The following is a 20458-nucleotide window of genomic DNA, read 5'->3' as shown; positions in this document are numbered from 1 at the left end:
TCCGAGCCGGGTCAGCCGCAGTTGCCGTAGGACGAGGTACGGCCGTTGCCGCCGAAGCGGACGCACGTACCAGGCGCCTTCACGAACACCGGCCCCGCGTACCAGGCGAACGACCCGCCGTCGGGAATCTTGCTGCCGCCCTTTTTCTGGATGAAGGTCGACACCGGCGACTTCTTGCCGACGTTCTTGGTCTTGATGGTGACCGCGCAGTTGTACGTGGACGAGTTGTAGAGCAGGTAGGCGACGCCTCCGGAGACGGTCATGGAGCGCTGGACGTAGTACCCGCCTCCGTGGCCTCCGCTGTTGCACACGGCCTGGGGCGTGTACTTGTTGGGCGGTTCCTTGGGCGGGGTCCCGCCACCGCCGCCACCGCCCTTCGGCGGCGTCGACCCTCCGGGCTGCTGCGGTGAGCCCGGCTTCTTGGAGCCGTTGGGGTTCGAAGGGCGTCCGCTCTGCCCGTTCCCCGGCTGCCCCGGTTTCGGCTTCCCCGGGCTCTGGGCGTCGGTTCCGGCGCCGTTCGCGGTCCCGGAGCCGCCTTCCGTCCCCTGGTTCTGGTCGGACGCCGCGACGGACTGCCCGCCGCCCTCGCCGTCGCCGGACCGTGTCGCGGCCCAGGCGGCACCGCCCGCGATGACCACCGCCACCGCAACGGCCGCCGCGATCGGCACGGCGAGGCGTCCGCCCTTCCTGCCGCCTGCCCCCTGGCCGTGGGGAGGCCCCGGAGGGGGCACCGGCGGCATCCCAGGTGCGCCGTGCGCGTGGGCGTGACCGGCCGGCGGGGGCGGCGCGTCGCCGAAGGGCGCGGGCTGCGGCATCGTCCGGTGCCTGACACCGGACGGGTCCGTGGAGCTCTCCGGAGGCAGGACGGCACCCGCCATGGCGGACGGGGCCGCGTGCGGGTCGGTCGAGCCGCGCGGCGAAGCCGCGTACGGGGGCGCAGGCAGGTCGGAGGCGCCGGGGAAGGCGGGCAGCGGGGAGACGGGCGCCGCGCCCGCGGACGTCCCGCTGGCCGCCCCCACAAGGCGCTCCTGCGCCTCCCGGGCCGTCGGGCGCTGCGCCGGCTCCTTGGCCAGGCACGCCAGGACCAGGTCGCGCATCGGACTCGGCAGGTCGCCCAGATCGGGCTCGCCCGTCAGGATCCGGTGCATGACCGAGGCCATCTCGTCGTTGCCGAACGCGGGACGTCCGGTGGCGGCGAACGACATCGTCGTCCCCCAGGCGAACATGTCGGCCGCGGGACCGACCTCGCCTCCCGTGAAGTGCTCGGGGGCCATGTAGGCGGGGGTGCCGACGTTCTGCGTCTCACCGGCCGCGCCCAGCGCGCGCGCCACCCCGAAGTCGATGACGCGCGGCCCGTCCGGGCCCATCATGACGTTGTGCGGCTTGAAGTCGCGGTGCACGATGCCGGCCTGGTGGATGGCGGTCAGAGCCGTCAGGGTGCTGATGGCGAGCCGCTCCAGGGCGCCGCCTTTACGCGGGCCCTCGGTTCGCACGACATGGTGCAGGGACAGCCCGGGGACGTACTCGCTGACTATGTACGGCTGGTCGCCCGCCACGTCCGCGTCGAGGACCTGCGCGGTGCAGAAGCGCGCGACGCGCTTGGCGACTTCGAGCTCCCGGACGAAGCGCGCGCGGGCGGACTCGTCCCCCGCCATGCCGCCGTGCATGAGCTTGATGGCGACGTGGTCCGTGGACCGCGCGGCGCCGCCCTCCCCGGCGGGACGGCCTAGGAAGACCGCGCCCTGCCCGCCCTCACCCAGGCGGCCCAGGATCTCGTAGCCCCCCAGTCGGGTCGGATCTCCCGACCGCAGTGGAAGGGCGTCCGGCATCGTCCTGTCCGTCACACCACTCGCTCCCCGTCGCTCCCGGCTCGTCAGCAAAACTGTTCAGCAAGACTATGGCCAGATGAGGTTATGCGCTCCGCCAAGCAGATGATCTAGCGTCTTGGCTGCGGGGACTTATTGGGACTATAGTCCGCTTAGTGGAAACGGGGGAGGTGCCGATGGACCGCCGTCCGGCCGCCGGGAGGCGTGTCGACCTGGAGCTGATGCGCACGCCGCCGCCCAAGGAGCGCGCCGACGCCGCCCGCAACCGGGTCAAGGTGCTGGACGCCGCGGCGGCGCTGTTCGCCCGGCACGGGGTCGAGTCGGTCACGATGGACGCGGTGGCGGCCGAGGCCGGGGTGGGCAAGGGGACCCTCTTCCGGCGGTTCGGCGACAAGGCCGGCCTGGCCGTGGCCCTCCTGAACGAGCGCGAACGCGAGTTGCAGGACGCGATCCTTTCCGGTCCGCCTCCGCTCGGTCCAGGCGACGGGACGACGACCGTCTCGCCGGCCGAGCGTCTGCAGGCTTTCGCCGATGCCTACCTGGACTACGTGCTGGACCACCTGTCGCTGGTGCGTATGTCGGAGACCGCGTCGCCGGGGGCGCGGTACCGCATCGGCGCCTACGGCTTCTGGCACCGTCACCTGACGATCCTGCTGGACGAGTGTCGTGACGCCGTCTCGGACGGCGAGGCCATGGCGCACGCGCTCTTGGCAGTCCTCGGCGCGGAACACCTCACCGCGATGGTCGAAGGCGTGGGGGCGGAACGCGCGCGCGCCACCGTCCACGCGTTCTTCAACGTGGTCGTCCCGTAAGAGGCCCAGACACACGAAAACCCCCGCACGGGGGGTCTCGCGTGCCCGGGCCTCACGCGGCCGGGGCGAACAGTGGTCAGGCCGGGTCGGGGGTCCGCCGCTCTCGGCGGGACTCCGCCCGGCCGTCGGCCTTGCCCGGTGGACCCTCCTGGGCGTGGTTGCGTTCCAGCTGCGCCGCGACCGCGAGTGCTCGCAGTGACGTCGTCTTCACGTGTTTGCGTCCGTTGGTGGAACGGCGAGGAATGCTGCTCGGCACGGATTCACCTCCATGGGCGGTGGACAGGGGTGCTACCCGGGTCGCCGGATCTCGCACGGTAGTTGCAACCGCAAGATCCTTGGCGCTATTCCGAGTGATCGTTCCGTTTAGGGGGCGACCGGATCCGGTCGCCCCCTCCGCGGCGGTCTTGTCACCTACATAGGTTGTATTCCTACCTAGCTTGCTCTACGGTCTAAGTCGTCAGGCAAACTCAATGGAAGGCGACGCTGCATGAGATGCATGAGGAGTTCTCCCGATCGCGGCGGGAGCCGGTCCGCGGCGCACCCGCCCGTACGGGCCGGAGCGTGACGCCGTGGCCGCCGACCGGCGCGCCAGCTGGCTGAAGGGCGTCCTCGACCTGCTGGTCCTCGCGAGCCTCACCGGTGGCGAGAGCTACGGGTACGAGATCGCCAGAACGCTCGCCGATGCGGGCCTCGGGCAGATCAAGGGCGGGACGCTCTATCCGGTTCTCAACCGCCTGGAAGAGGCGGGGCTGGTCTCCGCGGAGTTCCGCGTCGCCGACCGTGGCCCTGGCCGCCGCTACTACCACCTCACCGACAAGGGCCGCGCGACGCTCGCCGAGCAGAGCAGGTTGTGGATCGAGTTCGACGAGTCCGTGCGGAAGATGCTCACCAATGGAGCCGACCGATGACGAACCCCTACTTCGACGAACTGGCTGAGCGGCTGCGTGAGCGCGGCCTGCCCGGTGACGAGGTGTCCCGCACCATCGACGACCTCAGCGCATATGTGGCCGAGTCCGGCTCCGACCCGGTGCAGGAGTTCGGCACGCCCGGAGAGTTCGCCTCCCGGGTGGCCGCGGCCGAGGACGGTCCCGTCCCCCCGGACACGGCCGAGACGTGGACCTGGCGGGCCGACGCCTTCCACGAACGCGACGTGCTCGACCGCTACGGGGACGAAGGCTGGGAGGTCGAGCGCGTCGACAAGGCCGGCCGCTTCGTCAGCCGTCGCGACCCGGAGAACCCGCAGCGCTGGGAGTACCACCGCGAGACCGTCCTGCCGGGGCGCGGGCAGGCCGCCATCGACCGCCTCGCACCGGACGGCTGGGAACACTGCGGTACCTGGGTCTGCTTCGAGTACTTCAAACGCCCCAGAGCCGCCACGCTCGGCCCTGAGGCGGAACTGCACAGCGTGCCGCGCACGCCCACGGGACGGATGTTCTGGAGCAGGCGGTTCTATGCCTTCCTCGGCTGCTACGCCGCGTTCATCGTCGCCGTCTGCGCCGCCTGGATCGCCTTCGCTCCCGACGACTCCCGCACCACGTTCGTCACCGGCTTCGTCCTGGGCGCCGCCATCGTCGTCGCCCTCCTGGCCGTCCGTGCAAGGCACGACCGCAGCCAGAGAACTCGCTGACACGAGCCGTCCGGCCGGATCGGCCCCGGCGCTGGAGCCGGATCGGCCCCGGGGCTAGAGGTAGAGGCCGACGTCCCGCCGGGGAGCGCCCTTGGGCGGTCTCAGGTCGGCGGGGTGGAGGGTGGTCAGGGCCTTCGGGTCCGACGTGTCGGTCAGGCGGGTGGATTGGATCGCCAGGGCCGTGTCCAGCATGTTCCGCATGAGGCGGCCGTTGCCGAAGGTCGTGTCGCGGGGAATCTCCCGGAGGATCTCGCGCAGGCGGGTGAGGACGTCCGGGGTCAGGGTGAGGCCCTCCTGGGAGGCCATGCTGGTGAAGATGGCCACCAGTTGCCCGTCGGTGTAGTCGGGGAACGTGAGGTGCTTGGGAAGGCGGGACTTCAGGCCCGAGTTCGCGGACAGGAAGGCCGTCATCTCGCGCTCGTAGCCCGCCACGATCACCACCAGGTCGCCGCGGTACTCCTCCATCAGCTGGACGAGCGTGGAGACGGCCTCCTGGCTGTAGCTGTCGCCGGTGAGGGAGTAGGCCTCGTCGATGAAGAGGATGCCGCCGAGGGCCTGCTCGACGGCCGCCCGGACGCGGGGGGCCGTCTGGCCCAGGTAGGGGCCGACGAGGTCGGCGCGGGTGGCCTCGACCAGGTGGCCGGACGAGAGCAGGCCGAGCTGCGCGTACACCGAGGCGATCAGTCGGGCGACGGTGGTCTTGGCGGTGCCGGGGTTGCCGGTGAAGACCATGTGCCGGGTGGGGACGGGGACCGGGTGGCCCGCGGCGCGGCGCAGGTCGGCGGCGCGGGCCTCGGCGGCGAGGCGGTGCACCTCCTCCTTGACGGCGGTGAGGCCGATGAGCGCGTCGAGTTCGGCGAGCGGGTCGGTGACGGGGCGCACGCGGGTGGTGCCGGTCAGGGTGTCGGGGATGTCGGCGGGCAGGAGGGCGGCGAGGTCCTCCGGGGTGGGCTTGCGCAGGGCGGTGACGCGGCGGGCCTGGAGGGCGGTGGCGCGCTCCACGAGGTTGCGCATCGCGCGGGCGTTGCCGAAGGAGCGCCCGCGCGGGGCGCGGCGGAGCAGCTCGGCGACCTTGCCGGCGGCGGCGTCGGACGGTGCCAGCCCGGCGGCCGCCGCCTGGGCGGTGAAGATCTCGATCAGCTGGGCGTCGGTGAAGTCGGGGAACCGGACGATGGTCGGGAAGCGGGACGCCAGGCCGGGGTCGGAGGTGAGGAAGCGCTGCATCTCGCGGTCGTAGCCGGCGACGATGACGACGAGGTCGTCCCGGTTGTCCTCCATGACCTTCAGGAGTTCGGCGATGGCCTCGGGGCCGTAGTCGTCGTCCAGGCCGGACTGGGTGAGGGCGTAGGCCTCGTCGATGAACAGCACGCCGCCGACGGCGCGCTGGGCGACCTGGCGGGTCTTCACGGCGGTCTCGCCGATGTAGCGTCCGATGAGCCCGGACCGGGACGTCTCGACCAGGTGGCCCGAGGACAGGACGCCGAGGTCCTTGAGGACGCGGGCGAAGAGGCGCGCGACGACGGTCTTGCCGGTGCCGGGGTTGCCGGTGAAGACCATGTGCCGGGCCGGCCCCGCGGGGACGGGCAGCCCGGCGTCGCTGCGCAGCTTCGCGGCCTTCGCGCCGGCGATGATGAGCTCGATCTCGTGCTTCACCGTGCCGAGGCCCACCAGGGCGTCGAGCTCGGCCATCGGGTCGTCGGCGGGCGTGTCGAACGAGGCGGGGATGTCCGGGCGCTTGACGACGAGCTCCTGGCCCGGCTCCGTCCGCTCGCGGACGGCTTCGACGACGATGTCGGCCAGCCGCTGGGCGAGGCGGGCGTTGCGGAGGTTCCGTACGGGCGGCGTGCGGGCGAGCAGCTGCCCGGCGGCGGTCAGGGCGCGTTTGTGGGCGCGGGCCCCGCGCTGCTGGATGGCCCGGTTGAACAGCTCCGAATACCCCTCGGCCGAGAACGGGTGCGTCCTGACGACCTGGAACCGGAGGGCCAGCCCGGGGTTCACCTCGCGGATCCGCGTGTCCCCGCCGGGCTCGCACAGCGCCACGACGTGGAGGTCGTCGTGGACGTCGAGGGCCCGGTGCAGTTGCTCGACGATGGCCTCGCCGCTCTGCGTGTCGCGCGACATGTCGTCCAGGCCGTCGATGACCATCAGCCGCGTTCCGGCGCAGTCGCGGGCGTCGTTGTAGAGGTGGATGGTCGCGGCGGAGACCTCCTTTGCCGCGAAGAAGTCGTCGGCCAGCCACAGGGGCTCCTCGGTGAGGCCGTGCCGCTGGACGAGCCGCGCGATCTCCTGGGCGGCGTCCCGCTTGCCGGTGCCGTCCGGGCCGACGATCATCAGCCGGACGGGGCCGGGGCCGTCGGCGATGTCCTCCAGCGCGGCCACGACGTCCGGCTGGCCGATCAGGCCGGTCGTGACCAGGGGGCGGCGGGCGCCGCGGGGACGGGACGCGGCGGCCTTGCCGAGGTTGGCGGCGAGCGGGTTGACCATCCGGCGGCGCGGGGCGAACAGGCGCCGGACGTCCTTCTGGAAGCCCGCGATCGGGATCCACACGGGGTCGGGGGCGCCGGCGGGGCCGGGGAGGCCCTGGACGACGCCGGTGAAGCGCGTCGCCATGTCGAGCCAGCCGCGGCAGGCGTCGATGGCGCCGGCGCCGAGGGCGCGTGCGAGCCAGGCCCATTCGGCGAGGGACCAGGGGTCCGGGTCGAAGGAGCCGCGGGCGTCGTCGAAGTGCGCGAGCAGTGCGCCGTACTGGTCCTCGGTCAGGACGGTCGAGAGTTCGGCGGGCACCTGCTTGAGCCCGGCCTGCAACAGCAGGTGGACGAGCAGTTCGTCGACGGTTTCCTCGTGCGGCGCGACATTGCGCAGGTGCTCGTGTACGGGAAGGAGCCCCGAGCACACCCATTCCAGGTAGCCGATGGGGCCGGCCAGTTCGGGCAGTGCCGCGATGATCTCATCGTCCGCCTGCGCGGCCCACAGGTCGCGCCTCTGCTCCAGCGGTTGCGAGAGCCACTCGCCCGGGGGAGGGGTCTCGAAGAGCTTGACCAGCGCCTGCCGCCGGGCCTCGATCGGTTCGAGGCCTTCGAACACGGTGAGCGCCTCGCGGGCGAGGACGAGGGAGAGGTCCTGGTCGCCGGACTCCTCCAGCCAGTCGAACGGCCGGAACGCACCCGAGCCCGCGCTCCAGTCGACGTCGTTCTGCTGCGGGTCGAGCGGTTCGGTCAGGAGGCGTCCGAACACCTCGTGGAACAGCTTCGTGCTCGACCCGGACAGGACGGTCGCGGCCCCCTGGAGGAAGCCGAACAGGGTCATCATCTCGGCGACGACCAGCGGGGCCGGGTTCGCCATCAGCGCGTGGTGGTCGGTGGTGAGCGGGACGCTGCGCGGGTCGGCGGCGAGGGCGTCGATCCGGTCGCGGATCTTGTCGAACAGCCCGTCCGGAACACGCCACGGCCCCGCCGCGTAGAAGTCGAGGACGGGCTCGTCCGAGACGAGCATTTCCAGGTGTTCCGGCAGCCGCACCGCGTTCCTCTCAAAGCACACAACCCCGGCGGAACAGCCTAACGAGCGCGGCGTGGCCCGGTGCCCCGGACGCCGAGACGGTTCCGGACGCCGGGACGGCGACGCGTTCCCGCAGGTCGCCGGACACCCCGGACACCCCGAAAGAACCGCAAATTTCTCAGGAGGCACGATCTATCACTTTGTTCACAAACCACGATCGGGTCGCGGTGCTCGTGGAACCGTTCAACTGGGTAGGTATCCGAGGATTCAGCCCGTGCCCGCCCGTCTGGGAGAGTTACGTGATCGCAAAGCTGCTCGTCGCCAACCGGGGCGAGATCGCCGTGCGCGCCTTCCGCGCGGCCTACGAACTCGGCATCGCCAGCGTCGCCGTCTACGCCCACGAGGACCGGCTGTCCCTGCACCGGCAGAAGGCCGACGAGGCGTACGAGATCGGCGAGCACGGCCACCCCGTCCGCGCCTACCTGGACGTGGACGGGATCGTGGAGACCGCGCTGCGTGTGGGCGCCGACGCCGTCTACCCCGGGTACGGGTTCCTGTCTGAGAGCCCCGAGCTTGCGGAGGCGTGCGAGCGCAACGGGATCAGGTTCGTCGGCCCGCCGTCCCGCGTGCTGAGCCTGGCCGGCAACAAGATCGAGGCGGTCGCGGCGGCACGGCGGGCGGGCCTGCCGGTGCTGCGCTCGGCGACGCCGGAACCGGGGCGGGAGCTGGAGGCGGCCGACGAGGTCGGGTTCCCGCTCTTCGTGAAGGCCGCGGCGGGCGGCGGCGGGCGCGGGCTGCGGCGGGTCGACCACCGCGAGGACCTGGAGGCCGCCGTCGACACGGCGCGCCGCGAGGCCCAGAGCGCGTTCGGCGACCCGACGGTGTTCCTGGAGCAGGCGGTCGACCGTCCCCGCCACATCGAGGTGCAGATCCTCGCGGACGGCACCGGCAACATCGTCCACCTGCGCGAGCGCGACTGCTCGGTGCAGCGCCGCCACCAGAAGGTCGTGGAGATCGCGCCCGCGCCGCGGCTGGACGCGGACGTGGCGCGGCGGCTCTGCGACGACGCGGTCCGGTTCGCCCGGGAAATCGGGTACGAGAACGCGGGAACGGTCGAGTTCCTCGTGGACGACCGCGGCGAGCACGTGTTCATCGAGATGAACCCGCGCATCCAGGTCGAGCACACCGTGACCGAGGAGGTCACCGGCGTCGACCTGGTGCAGAGCCAGCTGCGCATCGCCGGCGGCGAGACGCTCGGCGACCTCGGCATCGCGCAGGACCAGGTGAGCGTGAGCGGCTTCGCCGTGCAGTGCCGCATCACGACCGAGGACCCCGCGAACGGGTTCCGCCCCGACACCGGAAAGATCTCGGCCTACCGGTCGCCGGGCGGCGCCGGGGTGCGCCTCGACACCGGGACGGCCTACGGCGGCGCGATCGTCTCGCCGCACTTCGACTCGCTGCTGGTGAAGCTGACCTGCCGCGGCCGGACGTTCGAGGAGGCCGTGCGGCGGGCGCGCCGGGCCGTCGCCGAGTTCCGCATCCGCGGTGTCGCGTCCAACATCCCGTTCCTGCGCGCGCTGCTGGAAGAGTCCGACTTCCGTGCGGGCGGCGTCACGACGTCCTACATCGCCGACCATCCCGACCTGCTCACGGCACGCTCCAGCGGTGACCGCGCCACGCGGCTCGTCCGGTATCTGGCGGACGTCACCGTCAACAAGCCGCACGGTGAGGCGCCCACGGACCTGGACCCGGCGACGAAGCTGCCGCCGCTCGACCTGGACGGCCCGTACCCGGAGGGCTCGCGCGACCGGCTGCTGGCGCTCGGCCCGCGCGCGTTCGCCGAGCGGCTCCGGAGCCAGAACGCCCTGGCCGTCACCGACACGACGTTCCGGGACGCGCATCAGTCGCTCCTCGCCACACGAGTACGCACCTACGACCTGCTGGCGGCCGCGCCCTACCTGGCCCGTATGACGCCGGAGTTGCTGTCCGTCGAGGCCTGGGGCGGCGCCACGTACGACGTCGCCCTTCGCTTCCTGGGCGAGTCGCCCTGGGACAGGCTTGCCGCCATCCGGGAAGCCGCACCCAACCTGTGCATCCAGATGCTTCTGCGTGGGCGCAACACGGTCGGCTACACCCCGTACCCCGACTCGGTGGCGCGCGCCTTCGTGAAGGAGGCGGCCAGTACAGGCGTCGACATCTTCCGGGTGTTCGACGCTCTGAACGACGTGGAACGCATGCGACCGGCCATCGACGCCGCGCTTCAGACTCACGCGCTGGTCGAAGGAACCCTCTGCTACACAGGCGACCTGTCGTCCCCGGACGAACGGCTCTACACGCTCGACTACTATCTGCGGCTCGCAGAGGAACTCGTCCAAGCGGGCGTCCACATCCTGTGCATCAAGGACATGGCCGGCCTTCTTCGCGCCCCTGCCGCGCGCACACTGGTGAAGGCACTGCGCGAGCGGTTCGACCTGCCCGTCCACCTGCACACCCACGACTCGGCCGGCGGCCAGATCGGCACCTACATCGCCGCCATCGAAGCGGGTGTCGACGCCGTCGACGGTGCCGCGGCGCCGCTGTCGGGCACCACGAGCCAGCCACCGCTCCAGGCGATCGTGGCCGCGACCGACTTCACCGACCATGCGACCGGCATCGACCTGGACGCGCTGACGGTCATGGAGCCGTACTGGGAGGCCGTCCGGAAGCTCTACGCGCCGTTCGAGATGGGCCTTCCGTCGCCGACCGGACGCGTCTACCAGCACGAGATCCCGGGCGGGCAGCTGTCGAACCTGCGGCAGCAGGCGGTCGCGCTCGGCCTCGGCGACCGCTTCGAGGAGGTCGAGCGCCTGTACGCGGCGGCCGACGCGATCCTCGGGCGGCTCGTGAAGGTCACCCCGTCCAGCAAGGTCGTCGGCGACCTGGCCCTGCACCTCGTCGCCGCGGGAGCCGACCCGGACGACTTCGCCGAGAACCCCGACCGCTACGACATCCCGGACAGCGTCATCGGGTTCCTGAACGGCGAGCTGGGCGACCCTCCCGGCGGCTGGCCCGAGCCGTTCCGCACCAAGGCCCTCGCAGGACGCCAGTACACGCCCGCCCGTGCCGAGCTGGACGGAGCCGAGGAGAAGGCCCTGGACGGTCCGGACGTGCGCGACACCCTTGACCGTCTGCTCTTCCCTGGCCCCGCGAAGGACTACCGCGAAGCCCGCGCGGCCTACGGCGACCTGTCACTCCTGCCGACCGGCCCGTTCCTCTACGGGCTGCGCACGGGCCACGAGGTCGCGTTCGACCTCGAACCCGGTGTGCGCGTGCTCGCCGGGCTGGAGGCGGTCGGTGACATTGACGAGGCCGGCGTCCGGCAGGTCATCTGCACGGTGAACGGGCAGCTCCGCACCCTGTCCGTGCGCGACAAGTCCGTCGTGTCGGACGCGCCGCCGGTCGAGCGCGCCGACCCCGCGGAGCCCGGCCACGTCGCCGCGCCCTTCGACGGCTCCGTGACGCTGCGCGTGGCCAAGGGCGAGGAGGTCGCGGCCGGAGACGTGGTCGCCACCATCGAGGCGATGAAGATGGAGGCCGCCATCACCGCTCCCGTGGGCGGCACCGTCGCGCGGCTGGCCGTCCCGGAGGCCACGCCGGTCCAGGCGGGCGACCTCCTCCTCGTGATCCAGGAGTAGCCGCGAACCGTCCCTGGGCGCTCGCGGATCGCGCTACGACCCGCGGATCGCGTAGGCGCCCAGGGACGGCTCCAGAAGGTCGAAGGCCGTCCTCGCGGCTTCGGTCAGGGCGGCGGCGATCTCGTCGTTCGTCTCGCCGTCGAGGGTGCGGCGGAGGATCTCCCGAAACAGGACGCGGTGGACCCCGCCGAGCTGCGCGGCGACGAGGCGGGGGAGGACGTCGTCCGGCCCGGCGCCCGTCTCCTCGGCCAGGACGGCGGCGAGGGCGTCCTCGCGCTCCTCGTGGAACTCGCGGAGCCGCGCCACCAGCGCCGGGCTCTCCACGATCATGCGGGCGAAGTCGGGGCCGGAGAACCCGATCACGGCGTCGTGCTTGGCGACGGCCTCCAGGAAGGCCCGGCGGAGGGCCGCCAGCGCCGACTCGTTCGGCGCCCGTCCGGCGACCGTGCGGGCGAGGAGCGAGACGAACTCCTCGTGGAGGTCGAGGGCCAGGTCCTCCTTGCGCGGGAAGTAGTTGGTGACGGTCATCTTCGCCACCTGCGCCGCCGCGGCGACGTCGGCGATCGTCACGCGGTCGAAGCCGTGCCGCATGAACAGGCGCGTCGCCTGGTTCGAGATGTTCTGCCGTGTCTGCTGCTTCTTCATCTCCCGCAGTCCCATGCCGTCCATCCTTTCACAGCTCGACCTAAATTTATAGTTGACATAGTTCTAGGCTCGTCCTAAGTTTATGTCGCAGGGCAGGCGGGTACCGAGATCGGGTGACCCGTTCCCTCCCGGCAGGACGAGCAAAGGACACCGCCCTGAACGCCAGCCACGCGCCGAGCGCGTCCCCCCGCGCCACCGTGACCCTCGTCGACCCGATGAAGGACTACCTGTCCCGCATCGGGCGCACCGCGCTGCTCACCGCCGAGCAGGAGGTAGACCTGGCCAAGCGCATCGAGGCCGGCCTGTTCGCCCGAGAGCGCCTCGAGACCCTGGGCGACGAGCTGAGCCTCCAGGACAAGCAGGACCTGGAATGGATCGCCGCCGACGGGCGCCGCGCCAAGGAGCACATGGTCGAGGCGAACCTCCGCCTCGTCGTGTCGCTGGCCAAGCGCTACGTGGGCCACGGCCTGCCGCTGAACGACCTCGTCCAGGAGGGCAACCTCGGACTGATCCGCGCCGTGGAGAAGTTCGAGTACCGCCGCGGCCTGAAGTTCTCCACCTACGCCGTCTGGTGGATCAAGCAGGCGATCAGCCGCGCCCTCGCCGACCAGAGCCGCACGATCCGCATCCCCGTCCACGTCGTGGAGGTGCTGAACCGCATGACGCGGGTGCGGCGCCGGATGATGCAGGACCTCGGCCGCGAGCCGACCTCGGAGGAACTGGCCGCCGAGCTGGACGTCACGCCGGAGAAGGTCGACTGGCTGCGCCGGCAGTCCCGCGAGCCGCTGTCCCTGCACACCCCGCTCGGCGAGGACGGCGACGGCGAACTCGGCGACGTCATCGAGGACCCGGACGGCGGCGACCCCGCCGACGTCGTCGCGTCCTCGATGCTGCGCGGCCGCCTCGACGCCGTCCTGGAGACGCTCACCGAGCGCGAGGCGGGCGTGATCTCGCTGCGGTTCGGGCTGTCCGGCGGCGAGCCCAAGACCCTGGAGGAGGTCGGCAAGGTCTACGGGGTGACGCGCGAGCGCATCCGGCAGATCGAGTCGAAGGGCATGCACAAGCTGCGCCACCCGTCCCGCAGGGAGACCCTCGCCGACCTGCTCAGCTGACCGTCACCCCGGGGGCGGTACTCGCATCGCCCCCGGGTGATGCTCACCGCTTTTTCGTGGTTGCGGACGGATTTTCCCCCGCCGGGGTGAGAGAGTAGATGATCTCTCAAGGACTCGGCGGGCGGGGAGACGATGGCGAGGCGGTCGGGACGGCTGGGGCGGCTCACGGGCACCCGTGCGGTGCGGGGAGCGGCGGTCGGCGGCGCGCTCGCGCTGGCCCTCGCCCTGGCACCGGCGCCCGCGACAGCGGCGCCCGGCCCGGTCGCCGCCACGCCGCCCGCCACGCCGCCCGGCCCGTCGACGATGCCGTTCGACCCGGCGAAGCTGCGCGCGACGCTGGACGCCACCCACGACGCGGGCATGTACGGGGTCTTCTCCGAAGCCCGGGACGGCAACACCTCGTGGGACGGCGCGTCCGGCGTCGCGGACGTCCGCACCGGCCGCCCGGTCACCTCGACCATGCGGCAGCGGGTCGGCAGCATCACCAAGTCGTTCGTCGCCACGGCGATCCTCCAGCAGGTCGAGAAGGGCCGCATCAGCCTCGACGCTCCGATCGCCCGGTACGCGCCCGACCTCGTGCCGGGGCCGCTCGGCCAGCAGATCACGGTGCGGATGCTCCTCAACCACACCAGCGGCATCGGCGACTACGTCGGCACGGCGTTCCCGTCGTTCACGGAGCTGTCGCCCGCGAGCCTGGACGAGTTCCGCTTCCGCGACGTGCGGCCGGAGCAGCTCATCACGTGGGGACTCCAGGCACCGCGAACCGGTGAACCGGGCGAGCGCTGGTCGTACTCCAACACCAACTACATCATCGCCGGACGGCTCCTGGAGAAGGCGACCGGAACCAAGGCGGAGAAGTACATCACCCGGAACGTCATCAACAAGGCCGGGCTGAAGCACACCTACTTCCCGTCCTCGCCGTGGATCGCCGAACCCCACTCGCGGATGTACGAATCGCTGTACCAGCACGTGAAACCACCACGTGACTACAGCACCTACAACATGAGCTGGGCGTGGACGGCCGGCGAGCTGGTCTCCACCATGGACGACCTCAACCGCTTCTACCGCAGGCTCCTCACCGGCGGCCTCATCGGCACGAACACGCTGGCGCAGATGAAGCGGACCGTCCCGGTGAAGGACGCCGACGGCAACGTCCTGATGAACTACGGGCTCGGCCTGTACTCCCTCGACCTGCCGTGCGGGACGTTCTGGGGCCACGACGGTGCCGTCTTCGGCGCCGGAACCCAGTCGCTGTCGTCCGCGGGCGGCGCGCGGCAGATCTCGCTGGCCCTCAACCTGATGAAGTACCAGCAGCTCAACGCGAACGGCACGCCCGTCCCGCACCCGATCGACAACGCGCTGGGCGCGCACGTGGTGGAGGCGCTCTGCGGCACCCAGGCCGCCGCCTGGTCGACCGGCCCCGAGCGCCCTCTCCGCCTGCTGCCGCTCCAGTCCCTGCACGCCCCCCGCTGACTGTCGGTGGGTCCCTGGCCGCTCGCGGCGACCTGCCCGCCGACCGGCTCGGCAGACGGCTCGGGCGGCTCGCACGCGCCGGTGAGGTCCGGCCGGTCAGGGTCGCCGACGCCCTCGAACGCGCGGTGGAGAGCGGCGCCTACGCCGACGTGTGGCGGATCCTCGCCGCCGCCCTGCCCGTCCTGTGCCCCGAGCCGGGGGAGCGCCCCGTGCACGGGCTCGACAGGCTGATCGCGCTCGGGCTCAGGACGGCGCGCTGGACGGGCGCCCGCGGCGCGATCCCGGAGATCGGCGAGCTGGCCGCGCGCCCCGGGTCCTCGAACACCGTCCGCGAGGCCCGCGCCCTGGCCGCGCAGCTCACGGACTAGGCGAGGTCGGACGGGTCGGTGTTCGCGCCGCACAGGACGACCACGACCCGTTCGCCCGGGGCCGGGCGGTAGGCGCCGGTGCGCAGCGCGGCGACCGCGGCGGCGGTGCCGTGCTCGACGACCAGCCGGTACTCGGCCCACAGGAACCGGCGGGCCTCGACGATGGCCTCGTCGGTGACGAGGACGGGCCGCACCCCGGTGCGGGACGCGACGGCGAACGCGATGTCGCCGAGCCGGGTGGCGCCGAGGGAGTCGGCGGCGATCCCGGAGACGTCCACGTCGACCGGGCGCCCGGCGTGCAGGGCGCGCTCCAGGGTCGGGATGGTCTCGGGTTCCACGCCGACGACGCGCGCCGTCCCTTCGAGGGCGGCGGCGACGCCCGCCATCAGCCCTCCGCCGCCGACCGCCAGCAGCACGGTGTCGACCGCGCCGCCGGTCTGCTCCAGGACCTCGGCGCCGAGGGTGCCCTGCCCGGCGCACACGCAGGGCAGGTCGTAGGCGTGGCAGAAGAGGGCGCCGGTGTCGGCGGCCCGCTTGGTCGCGGCGTCCTGCGCCTCGGCGTACCGGGTACCGACCTGGACGACCGCGGCGCCGAGGGCGCGCAGCCGGGCGACCTTGACCGCGGGCGCCGTCTCCGGGACGAACACCTCGGCGGGGACGCCCACCTCCGTCGCCGCGTACGCGAACGCCAGGCCGGCGTTGCCGCCCGAGGCCGCGACGACGCCGACGCCGGGCAGCCGCCCCTCGTCCCGCGCGGCCAGGATGTGGTTGAACGCGCCGCGCGCCTTGAACGACCCGGTGTGCTGCGCCAGTTCGAGCTTCAGCCACATCCGACCGGCGGGCGCGAGCGGGGCCGGGTCGACCTCGATCAGCGGCGTGCGACGGATGCGGCCCGCGACGCGCGCCGCCGCGGCCTGGACGTCCGAATGTGCGATCACCGGGGGTTCCTCTCCGAGGCATCAGTAGCCAATACAAGTTTGGCGCATGACTGACCGTCCCGCGCCCTGGCGGTCAGCGAGCACGCGGCGGCCGGCGGCGGTGGCGAGGCGGTCGACCTCCAGGACTTCGGGGAGATCGTCAGCTCGTTCCGGCCGAAGGACTACTGAGGGGCGGCGGCCCGGTTCAGCAGGACCCGGCGTTCGGGCGCGTTGCGGGTGAGCCCGGCGGCGCGCTCGAACTGCGCGCGGGCCTCGTCCGCCCGGCCGAGGCGGGCGAGCAGGTCGCCGCGGACGCTCGCCAGCAGGTGGTGGTCGCGCAGCAGCGGCTCGTCCACCAGGGAGTCGGCGATCTCCAGGCCCTTCTCCGGGCCGTGCGCCATGCCGACCGCGACCGCGCGGTTCAGCTCCACGACCGGGGACGGCGCCACGGTCGCGAGGATCTCGTAGAGGGACGCGATCTGCGTCCAGTCGGTGTCCGCGGCGGTGGCCGCCTGCGCGTGGCTCGCGGCGATCGCGGCCTGCAGGACGTAGGGGCCCGGCGGCTCGCCGATGGCCTTCGCGCGGAGCAGGGCGGCGAACCCGCGGTGGATGAGGAGCCGGTCCCAGCGCCCGCGGTCCTGCTCCTGGATCGGGACGGGCTCGCCGGACGGCCCGGTGCGCGCCCGGGTCCGCGACGCCTGGATCTCCATCAGCGCGACCAGCCCGTGCACCTCGGGCTCGCCGGGGGCCAGCTCGGCGAGGACGCGGCCGAGGCGCAGCGCCTCCCGGCACAGATCGGCCCGCACCCAGGCGTCGCCGGCGGTGGCCGCGTACCCCTCGTTGAAGATCAGGTAGATGACCTCCAGGACGGACGACAGCCGCGCGGCGCGGTCCGGCCCCTCCGGGACCTCGAACGGCACGCCCGCCTCCGACAGCGTCCGCTTCGCCCGGACGATCCGCTGGGCCACGGTCGGCTCGGAGACGAGGAACGCGCGCGCGATCTCGTCGGTGGTGAGGCCGCCGAGCATCCGCAGCGTCAGCGCGACCCGCGCCTGCGTGGACAGGACCGGATGGCAGGCGGTGAAGATCAGCCGGAGTACGTCGTCCTCGATGCGCTCGTCGTCGGGCACCTCGAACTCCGGCGCCGGCCGGCTCTCCAGATCGCGGCCGATCTCCTCGATCTTGTCTTCCAGCCGCCGGGTCCGCCGGATCCGGTCGATGGCGCGGCGCTTGCCGACGGCCATGAGCCAGGCGCCCGGGTTGTCCGGGACGCCCGACTCCGGCCACTGTTCGAGCGCGGCGACCAGCGCGTCCTGCGCGAGTTCCTCGGCGAGCCCGACGTCGTGCACCATCCGGGCGAGGCCGGCGATGATGCGGGCGGCCTCCAGCCGCCACACCGCGTCGACGCGGGCGTGCACGTCGGACCTGCTCGAAGCCGTCACGCCGCCGATGAGAGCACCCGCACCGGCCGCCGCGCAAGTTCAGCGGGCGCTCACTCCCCGGGGAACGGGTCGCCCGGCCCGAACACCTGCTTGATGACGCCCTCGCCGTCCCCGACGATCGAGTAGAACCGGGAGGACAGCTCGATCGCCTCCTCGCGCGACCGCACCTCGACCAGGGCGAACCCGACGACGCTCTCCTTCGCCTCGGTGAACGGGCCGTCGGTGACGGTGACCTTCCCGCCGGACGACGTGATGCGGGTGCCCCCCGGCTCCAGCCCGCCGGTCGCGAGCAGGACCCCGGCCTTGGACATCTCCTCGATGAACCGGCCCATCTCGGCCTGCATCTTCTCGTCCGGCGGGGTGTCGTCGGCGTCCGTCGTCATCATCAGGAACCGCATCGTCTGCCTCCTCAGGTCCGCCGGGCTCCTCCCGGCTCTCGCTGACGCGTCGAAGAAGGAGTGACCGGATCGACATTCCGGCCGAACTTTCTCGGGATTTCTTCGCCGGCACCGGATCGTGCCAGGTCAGGAGCATGTCTGTCAGAGAAGTTCAGTAAACCCGGGCGGAGTAGGACGGAACGGGATGCGACGGGCCGGTGGGCAAGCGGGCTCCCGCCGAGTAACTTTTTCCCCGAAAGAAGGTTTCTTGCGCGTCAAGGAGGCGTCCCGTGGGAGAACCGGCACCGGGTGCCGGCGTTCCGCCCGTCCCCGAGATCGACGGCGCGGTGCCGCACTCCGCGCGCATCTGGAACTACTGGCTGGGCGGCAAGGACAACTACCCCGCCGACCGCGCCGCCGGCGACCAGTTCATCGCCGTCTACCCGCAGATCGTCGACATCGCCAAGCACTCGCGGACCTTCCTCTCCCGCGTCGTCCGGTACCTGGCCGGCGAGGCGGGCATCCGCCAGTTCCTCGACGTCGGCACCGGCCTGCCGACCGTCGACAACACCCACGAGGTGGCGCAGCGCGTCGCGCCCGACGCCCGGATCGTCTACGTCGACAACGACCCGCTCGTCCTCGCGCACGCCCGCGCGCTGCTGACCGGAACCCGGCAGGGCGCCACCGACTACATCGACGCCGACCTGCGCGACCCCGGCCGCATCCTCGCCGGGGCCGCCCGCACGCTCGACCTCGACCGGCCCGTCGGGCTGATGCTGCTGAACATCCTCGGGCACGTCGATGACTACGACGAGGCGCGCGCCATCGTCCGCCGCCTCCTCGGCGGGCTGCCGCCAGGCAGCCACCTCGTGGTCGCGGACGGCACCGACGTCATCACCGGCGAGGCGTTCCGCACCGCGATCGACCTGTGGAACCGCGCCGGCGACACCCCCTACCGCCTGCGCACGCCCGAGCTGATCGGCGGCTTCTTCGCGGGGCTGGAGCTGCTGGAGCCCGGCGTGGTGCCGGTCTCGCGGTGGCGCGCCGAGCCCGAGCCCGCCGGGGAGCCGGACGACGTCGACGAGTTCTGCGCCGTGGGGCGCAAGGCCTCGTGAGCCCCGCCGAACCCCGCGAACCGGCCCGCCTCGCCCCGGACCTCCGGGCGGCGGGCCCGACGGTGCTGCGCATGGTGGTGGGCGCGCATCTGCGCCGGTTCCGGGAGACCGCAGGCATCTCCACCGAGGCCGCCGGCTACGAGATCCGCGGCTCCCACTCCAAGATCAGCCGGATGGAGCTCGGGCGCGTCGGGTTCAAGGAGCGCGACGTCGCCGACCTGCTGACCCTCTACGGCGTGACCGATCCCGACCTTCGCGAGCCGCTCATGGATCTGGCCGAACACGCCAACACGCCGGGATGGTGGCAGCAGTACGGCGACATCGTCCCCGGGTGGTTCGAGCCGTACCTCGGCCTCGAACAGGGCGCGGTGCTCGTCCGCGTCTACGCCGTCCACGAGATCCCCGAGCTGCTGCAGGCCCCCGGCTACGCCCGCGCCCTGATCGCCGCGCGGTACCCGGAGGCGCCGCAGGAGGAGATCGACCGCCGGGCCGAGCTGCGGGCGCGCCGCCGCCGCGTCTTCGAGCGCCCCGACCCGCTGCGGCTGTGGGCGATCCTGGACGAGGCGGCGCTGCGCCGGACGGTCGGCGGCACCGCGGTCATGCGCGCCCAGATCGAGCACCTGATCGAGATGGCGGAGCTGCCGCACGTCACCGTGCAGGTCCTGCCGTTCACCTCCGGCGGCCACGCGGCGGAGAGCGGGCCGGTGACGCTGCTGCGGTTCGCCGAGCCCGAACTGCCCGACGTGGTCTACCTGGAGCAGCTCACCGGCGCCCTCTACCCGGACCGGCCCTCCGACATCACCCGGTACGGGGACGTCATGAACCGCATCGGGGTCCAGGCCGAGCGGCCGGCCCGGACCCCCGCGATGCTGCGGGACGTCCTGTCCCGGCTCAGCTGACCCCGCGTGCCGCCGCGGGCTCCTTCCTGGCGGGCACGTAGGTCGCGACGATGACGCCGGTCTCGAACGTCGTCGTGCCGGCCAGCTCGAAGGCCGCGGAGAAGTCCTCGCGGATGAGCAGCTCCGTCGGGTCGCCGGTGCCGACGACGACCGGGTGGATCCACAGGCGCAGCTCGTCCAGCAGGCCGTGCTCGACGAGCGTCCGCGAGACGGGGCCGAAGCCGTACTGCAGGATGTCCTGACCGTCCTGCTCCTTCAGCTTGGTGATCTCGGCGACGGCGTCCGCGCGCGGGATGGCGGTCGTGTCGCCCCAGCCGGGCTTGCGCAGGGTGTCGGAGACGACGTAGTGGGGCAGGGTGTTCATCCGGACGCCGAAGTCGCCGGTGGCCTCCTCCATCGCCGGCCACGCCTGCGAGAAGCCGTCGAACGTCCTGCGGCCCATCAGCAGCGCGCCGCAGGAGAACAGCAGCTCCCGCGCGTAGGCCGCGGCCTCGTCCTGGAAGTAGGCCGACGTCCAGTTCTGCGGGTTCTCGATGACGCCGTCGAGCGAGATGTACGTCGAGCTGATGATCTTTCGCATGGTGTCCTCCGTGGTCGGATCGTTCGCGGTCTCGCGATCCGGGACCCACTCTGCGCGGCACCCTTTACGGGATCCTTACGGTTTCTGTCCGCCGGT

16 protein-coding genes and 1 pseudogene are annotated in these 20458 nt (G+C 72.2%); 9 read left to right on the top strand and 8 right to left on the bottom strand.

Annotated elements, in window-relative coordinates:
- Nucleotides 1–11: 11 nt before the first annotated feature.
- Nucleotides 12–1844, bottom strand: a complete 1833-nt coding sequence (locus ABGB11_RS38145; protein WP_347640376.1) for a protein kinase — start codon at nt 1842–1844, stop codon at nt 12–14.
- A 158-nt stretch (nt 1845–2002) separates the two neighbouring features.
- Here ABGB11_RS38145 and ABGB11_RS38140 point away from each other — a divergent pair, with 158 nt between their 5' ends.
- Nucleotides 2003–2638 (top strand): helix-turn-helix domain-containing protein, encoded by a 636-nt coding sequence (locus tag ABGB11_RS38140; RefSeq protein WP_347640375.1) that lies wholly within the window; start codon nt 2003–2005, stop codon nt 2636–2638.
- Nucleotides 2639–2714: 76 nt separating this feature from the next.
- Here the strand turns inward: ABGB11_RS38140 and ABGB11_RS38135 are convergent, their stop codons facing one another.
- The gene (locus ABGB11_RS38135) at nt 2715–2849 is read right to left on the bottom strand and encodes a hypothetical protein (protein ID WP_347640374.1); all 135 of its coding nucleotides are present in this window, start codon (nt 2847–2849) and stop codon (nt 2715–2717) included.
- 358 nt (nt 2850–3207) lie between these two features.
- Between ABGB11_RS38135 and ABGB11_RS38130 the strand changes: the two genes are divergently transcribed.
- Together ABGB11_RS38130 and ABGB11_RS38125 are read left to right on the top strand one after the other, a co-directional pair.
- Nucleotides 3208–3546, top strand: coding sequence for a PadR family transcriptional regulator (locus tag ABGB11_RS38130; RefSeq protein WP_347640373.1), 339 nt, complete (start codon nt 3208–3210; stop codon nt 3544–3546).
- Nucleotides 3543–4265, top strand: coding sequence for a hypothetical protein (locus tag ABGB11_RS38125; protein ID WP_347640372.1), 723 nt, complete (start codon nt 3543–3545; stop codon nt 4263–4265). The genes ABGB11_RS38130 and ABGB11_RS38125 overlap by 4 nt, the downstream gene beginning before the upstream one ends.
- Before the next feature lie 54 nt (nt 4266–4319).
- Here ABGB11_RS38125 and ABGB11_RS38120 read toward each other — a convergent pair whose 3' ends face one another.
- Nucleotides 4320–7781, bottom strand: coding sequence for an AAA family ATPase (locus tag ABGB11_RS38120; RefSeq protein ID WP_347640371.1), 3462 nt, complete (start codon nt 7779–7781; stop codon nt 4320–4322).
- A gap of 278 nt (nt 7782–8059) precedes the next feature.
- Here ABGB11_RS38120 and ABGB11_RS38115 point away from each other — a divergent pair, with 278 nt between their 5' ends.
- Nucleotides 8060–11434, top strand: coding sequence for a pyruvate carboxylase (locus ABGB11_RS38115; RefSeq protein ID WP_347640370.1), 3375 nt, complete (start codon nt 8060–8062; stop codon nt 11432–11434).
- 33 nt (nt 11435–11467) lie between these two features.
- Here ABGB11_RS38115 and ABGB11_RS38110 read toward each other — a convergent pair whose 3' ends face one another.
- Nucleotides 11468–12094, bottom strand: coding sequence for a TetR family transcriptional regulator (locus ABGB11_RS38110; RefSeq protein WP_347640369.1), 627 nt, complete (start codon nt 12092–12094; stop codon nt 11468–11470).
- A 194-nt stretch (nt 12095–12288) separates the two neighbouring features.
- On the opposite strand from ABGB11_RS38110, the pseudogene ABGB11_RS38105 reads away from it, so the two are divergent.
- The 3 genes and pseudogenes from ABGB11_RS38105 to ABGB11_RS38095 form a co-directional block, all read left to right on the top strand.
- A pseudogene (locus ABGB11_RS38105) lies at nt 12289–13191 on the top strand (RNA polymerase sigma factor); the annotation flags it as partial.
- 132 nt (nt 13192–13323) lie between these two features.
- A complete protein-coding gene (locus ABGB11_RS38100; protein ID WP_347640368.1) occupies nt 13324–14664 on the top strand; it encodes a serine hydrolase domain-containing protein in 1341 nt (446 codons plus the stop codon).
- A gap of 125 nt (nt 14665–14789) precedes the next feature.
- Nucleotides 14790–15032: a hypothetical protein gene (locus ABGB11_RS38095; RefSeq protein ID WP_347640367.1), complete on the top strand. Its 243-nt coding sequence runs from the start codon at nt 14790–14792 to the stop codon at nt 15030–15032.
- Here ABGB11_RS38095 and ABGB11_RS38090 read toward each other — a convergent pair.
- The 3 genes from ABGB11_RS38090 to ABGB11_RS38080 form a co-directional block, all read right to left on the bottom strand.
- The gene (locus ABGB11_RS38090) at nt 15029–15970 is read right to left on the bottom strand and encodes a threonine/serine dehydratase (RefSeq protein ID WP_347640366.1); all 942 of its coding nucleotides are present in this window, start codon (nt 15968–15970) and stop codon (nt 15029–15031) included. The two genes, ABGB11_RS38095 and ABGB11_RS38090, sit on opposite strands and share 4 nt — an antisense overlap.
- A gap of 161 nt (nt 15971–16131) precedes the next feature.
- Nucleotides 16132–17391: an RNA polymerase sigma factor gene (locus ABGB11_RS38085; RefSeq protein WP_347640365.1), complete on the bottom strand. Its 1260-nt coding sequence runs from the start codon at nt 17389–17391 to the stop codon at nt 16132–16134.
- Nucleotides 17392–17441: 50 nt separating this feature from the next.
- A complete protein-coding gene (locus tag ABGB11_RS38080; RefSeq protein ID WP_347640364.1) occupies nt 17442–17789 on the bottom strand; it encodes a YciI family protein in 348 nt (115 codons plus the stop codon).
- A gap of 269 nt (nt 17790–18058) precedes the next feature.
- Between ABGB11_RS38080 and ABGB11_RS38075 the strand changes: the two genes are divergently transcribed.
- Both ABGB11_RS38075 and ABGB11_RS38070 read left to right on the top strand, forming a co-directional pair.
- Nucleotides 18059–18883, top strand: a complete 825-nt coding sequence (locus ABGB11_RS38075; RefSeq protein ID WP_347640363.1) for an SAM-dependent methyltransferase — start codon at nt 18059–18061, stop codon at nt 18881–18883.
- Nucleotides 18880–19782, top strand: coding sequence for a helix-turn-helix transcriptional regulator (locus ABGB11_RS38070; RefSeq protein ID WP_347640362.1), 903 nt, complete (start codon nt 18880–18882; stop codon nt 19780–19782). The genes ABGB11_RS38075 and ABGB11_RS38070 overlap by 4 nt, the downstream gene beginning before the upstream one ends.
- On the opposite strand, the gene ABGB11_RS38065 is transcribed toward ABGB11_RS38070, so the two are convergent.
- Complete coding sequence (locus ABGB11_RS38065) at nt 19775–20362, bottom strand: dihydrofolate reductase family protein (RefSeq protein ID WP_347640361.1); 588 nt, start codon at nt 20360–20362, stop codon at nt 19775–19777. The genes ABGB11_RS38070 and ABGB11_RS38065 overlap by 8 nt on opposite strands.
- Nucleotides 20363–20458 lie beyond the last annotated feature (96 nt).

This window comes from Actinomadura sp. B10D3 (assembly GCF_039871695.1).
GTDB lineage: Bacteria > Actinomycetota > Actinomycetes > Streptosporangiales > Streptosporangiaceae > Spirillospora > Spirillospora madurae.
Note: the sequence above shows the minus strand (reverse complement) of the source record. Positions and strands in the feature narration are given on the sequence as shown.

Bases quoted from the DNA above. Each gene is read 5' to 3' on its own strand.
- ABGB11_RS38140 (WP_347640375.1), top strand. From the start codon at position 2,003: ATGGACCGCCGTCCGGCCGCCGGGAGGCGTGTCGACCTGGAGCTGATG.
- ABGB11_RS38125 (WP_347640372.1), top strand. From the start codon at position 3,543: ATGACGAACCCCTACTTCGACGAACTGGCTGAGCGGCTGCGTGAGCGC.
- ABGB11_RS38110 (WP_347640369.1), bottom strand. From the start codon at position 12,094: ATGGGACTGCGGGAGATGAAGAAGCAGCAGACACGGCAGAACATCTCG.
- ABGB11_RS38100 (WP_347640368.1), top strand. From the start codon at position 13,324: ATGGCGAGGCGGTCGGGACGGCTGGGGCGGCTCACGGGCACCCGTGCG.
- ABGB11_RS38080 (WP_347640364.1), bottom strand. From the start codon at position 17,789: ATGCGGTTCCTGATGATGACGACGGACGCCGACGACACCCCGCCGGAC.
- ABGB11_RS38065 (WP_347640361.1), bottom strand. From the start codon at position 20,362: ATGCGAAAGATCATCAGCTCGACGTACATCTCGCTCGACGGCGTCATC.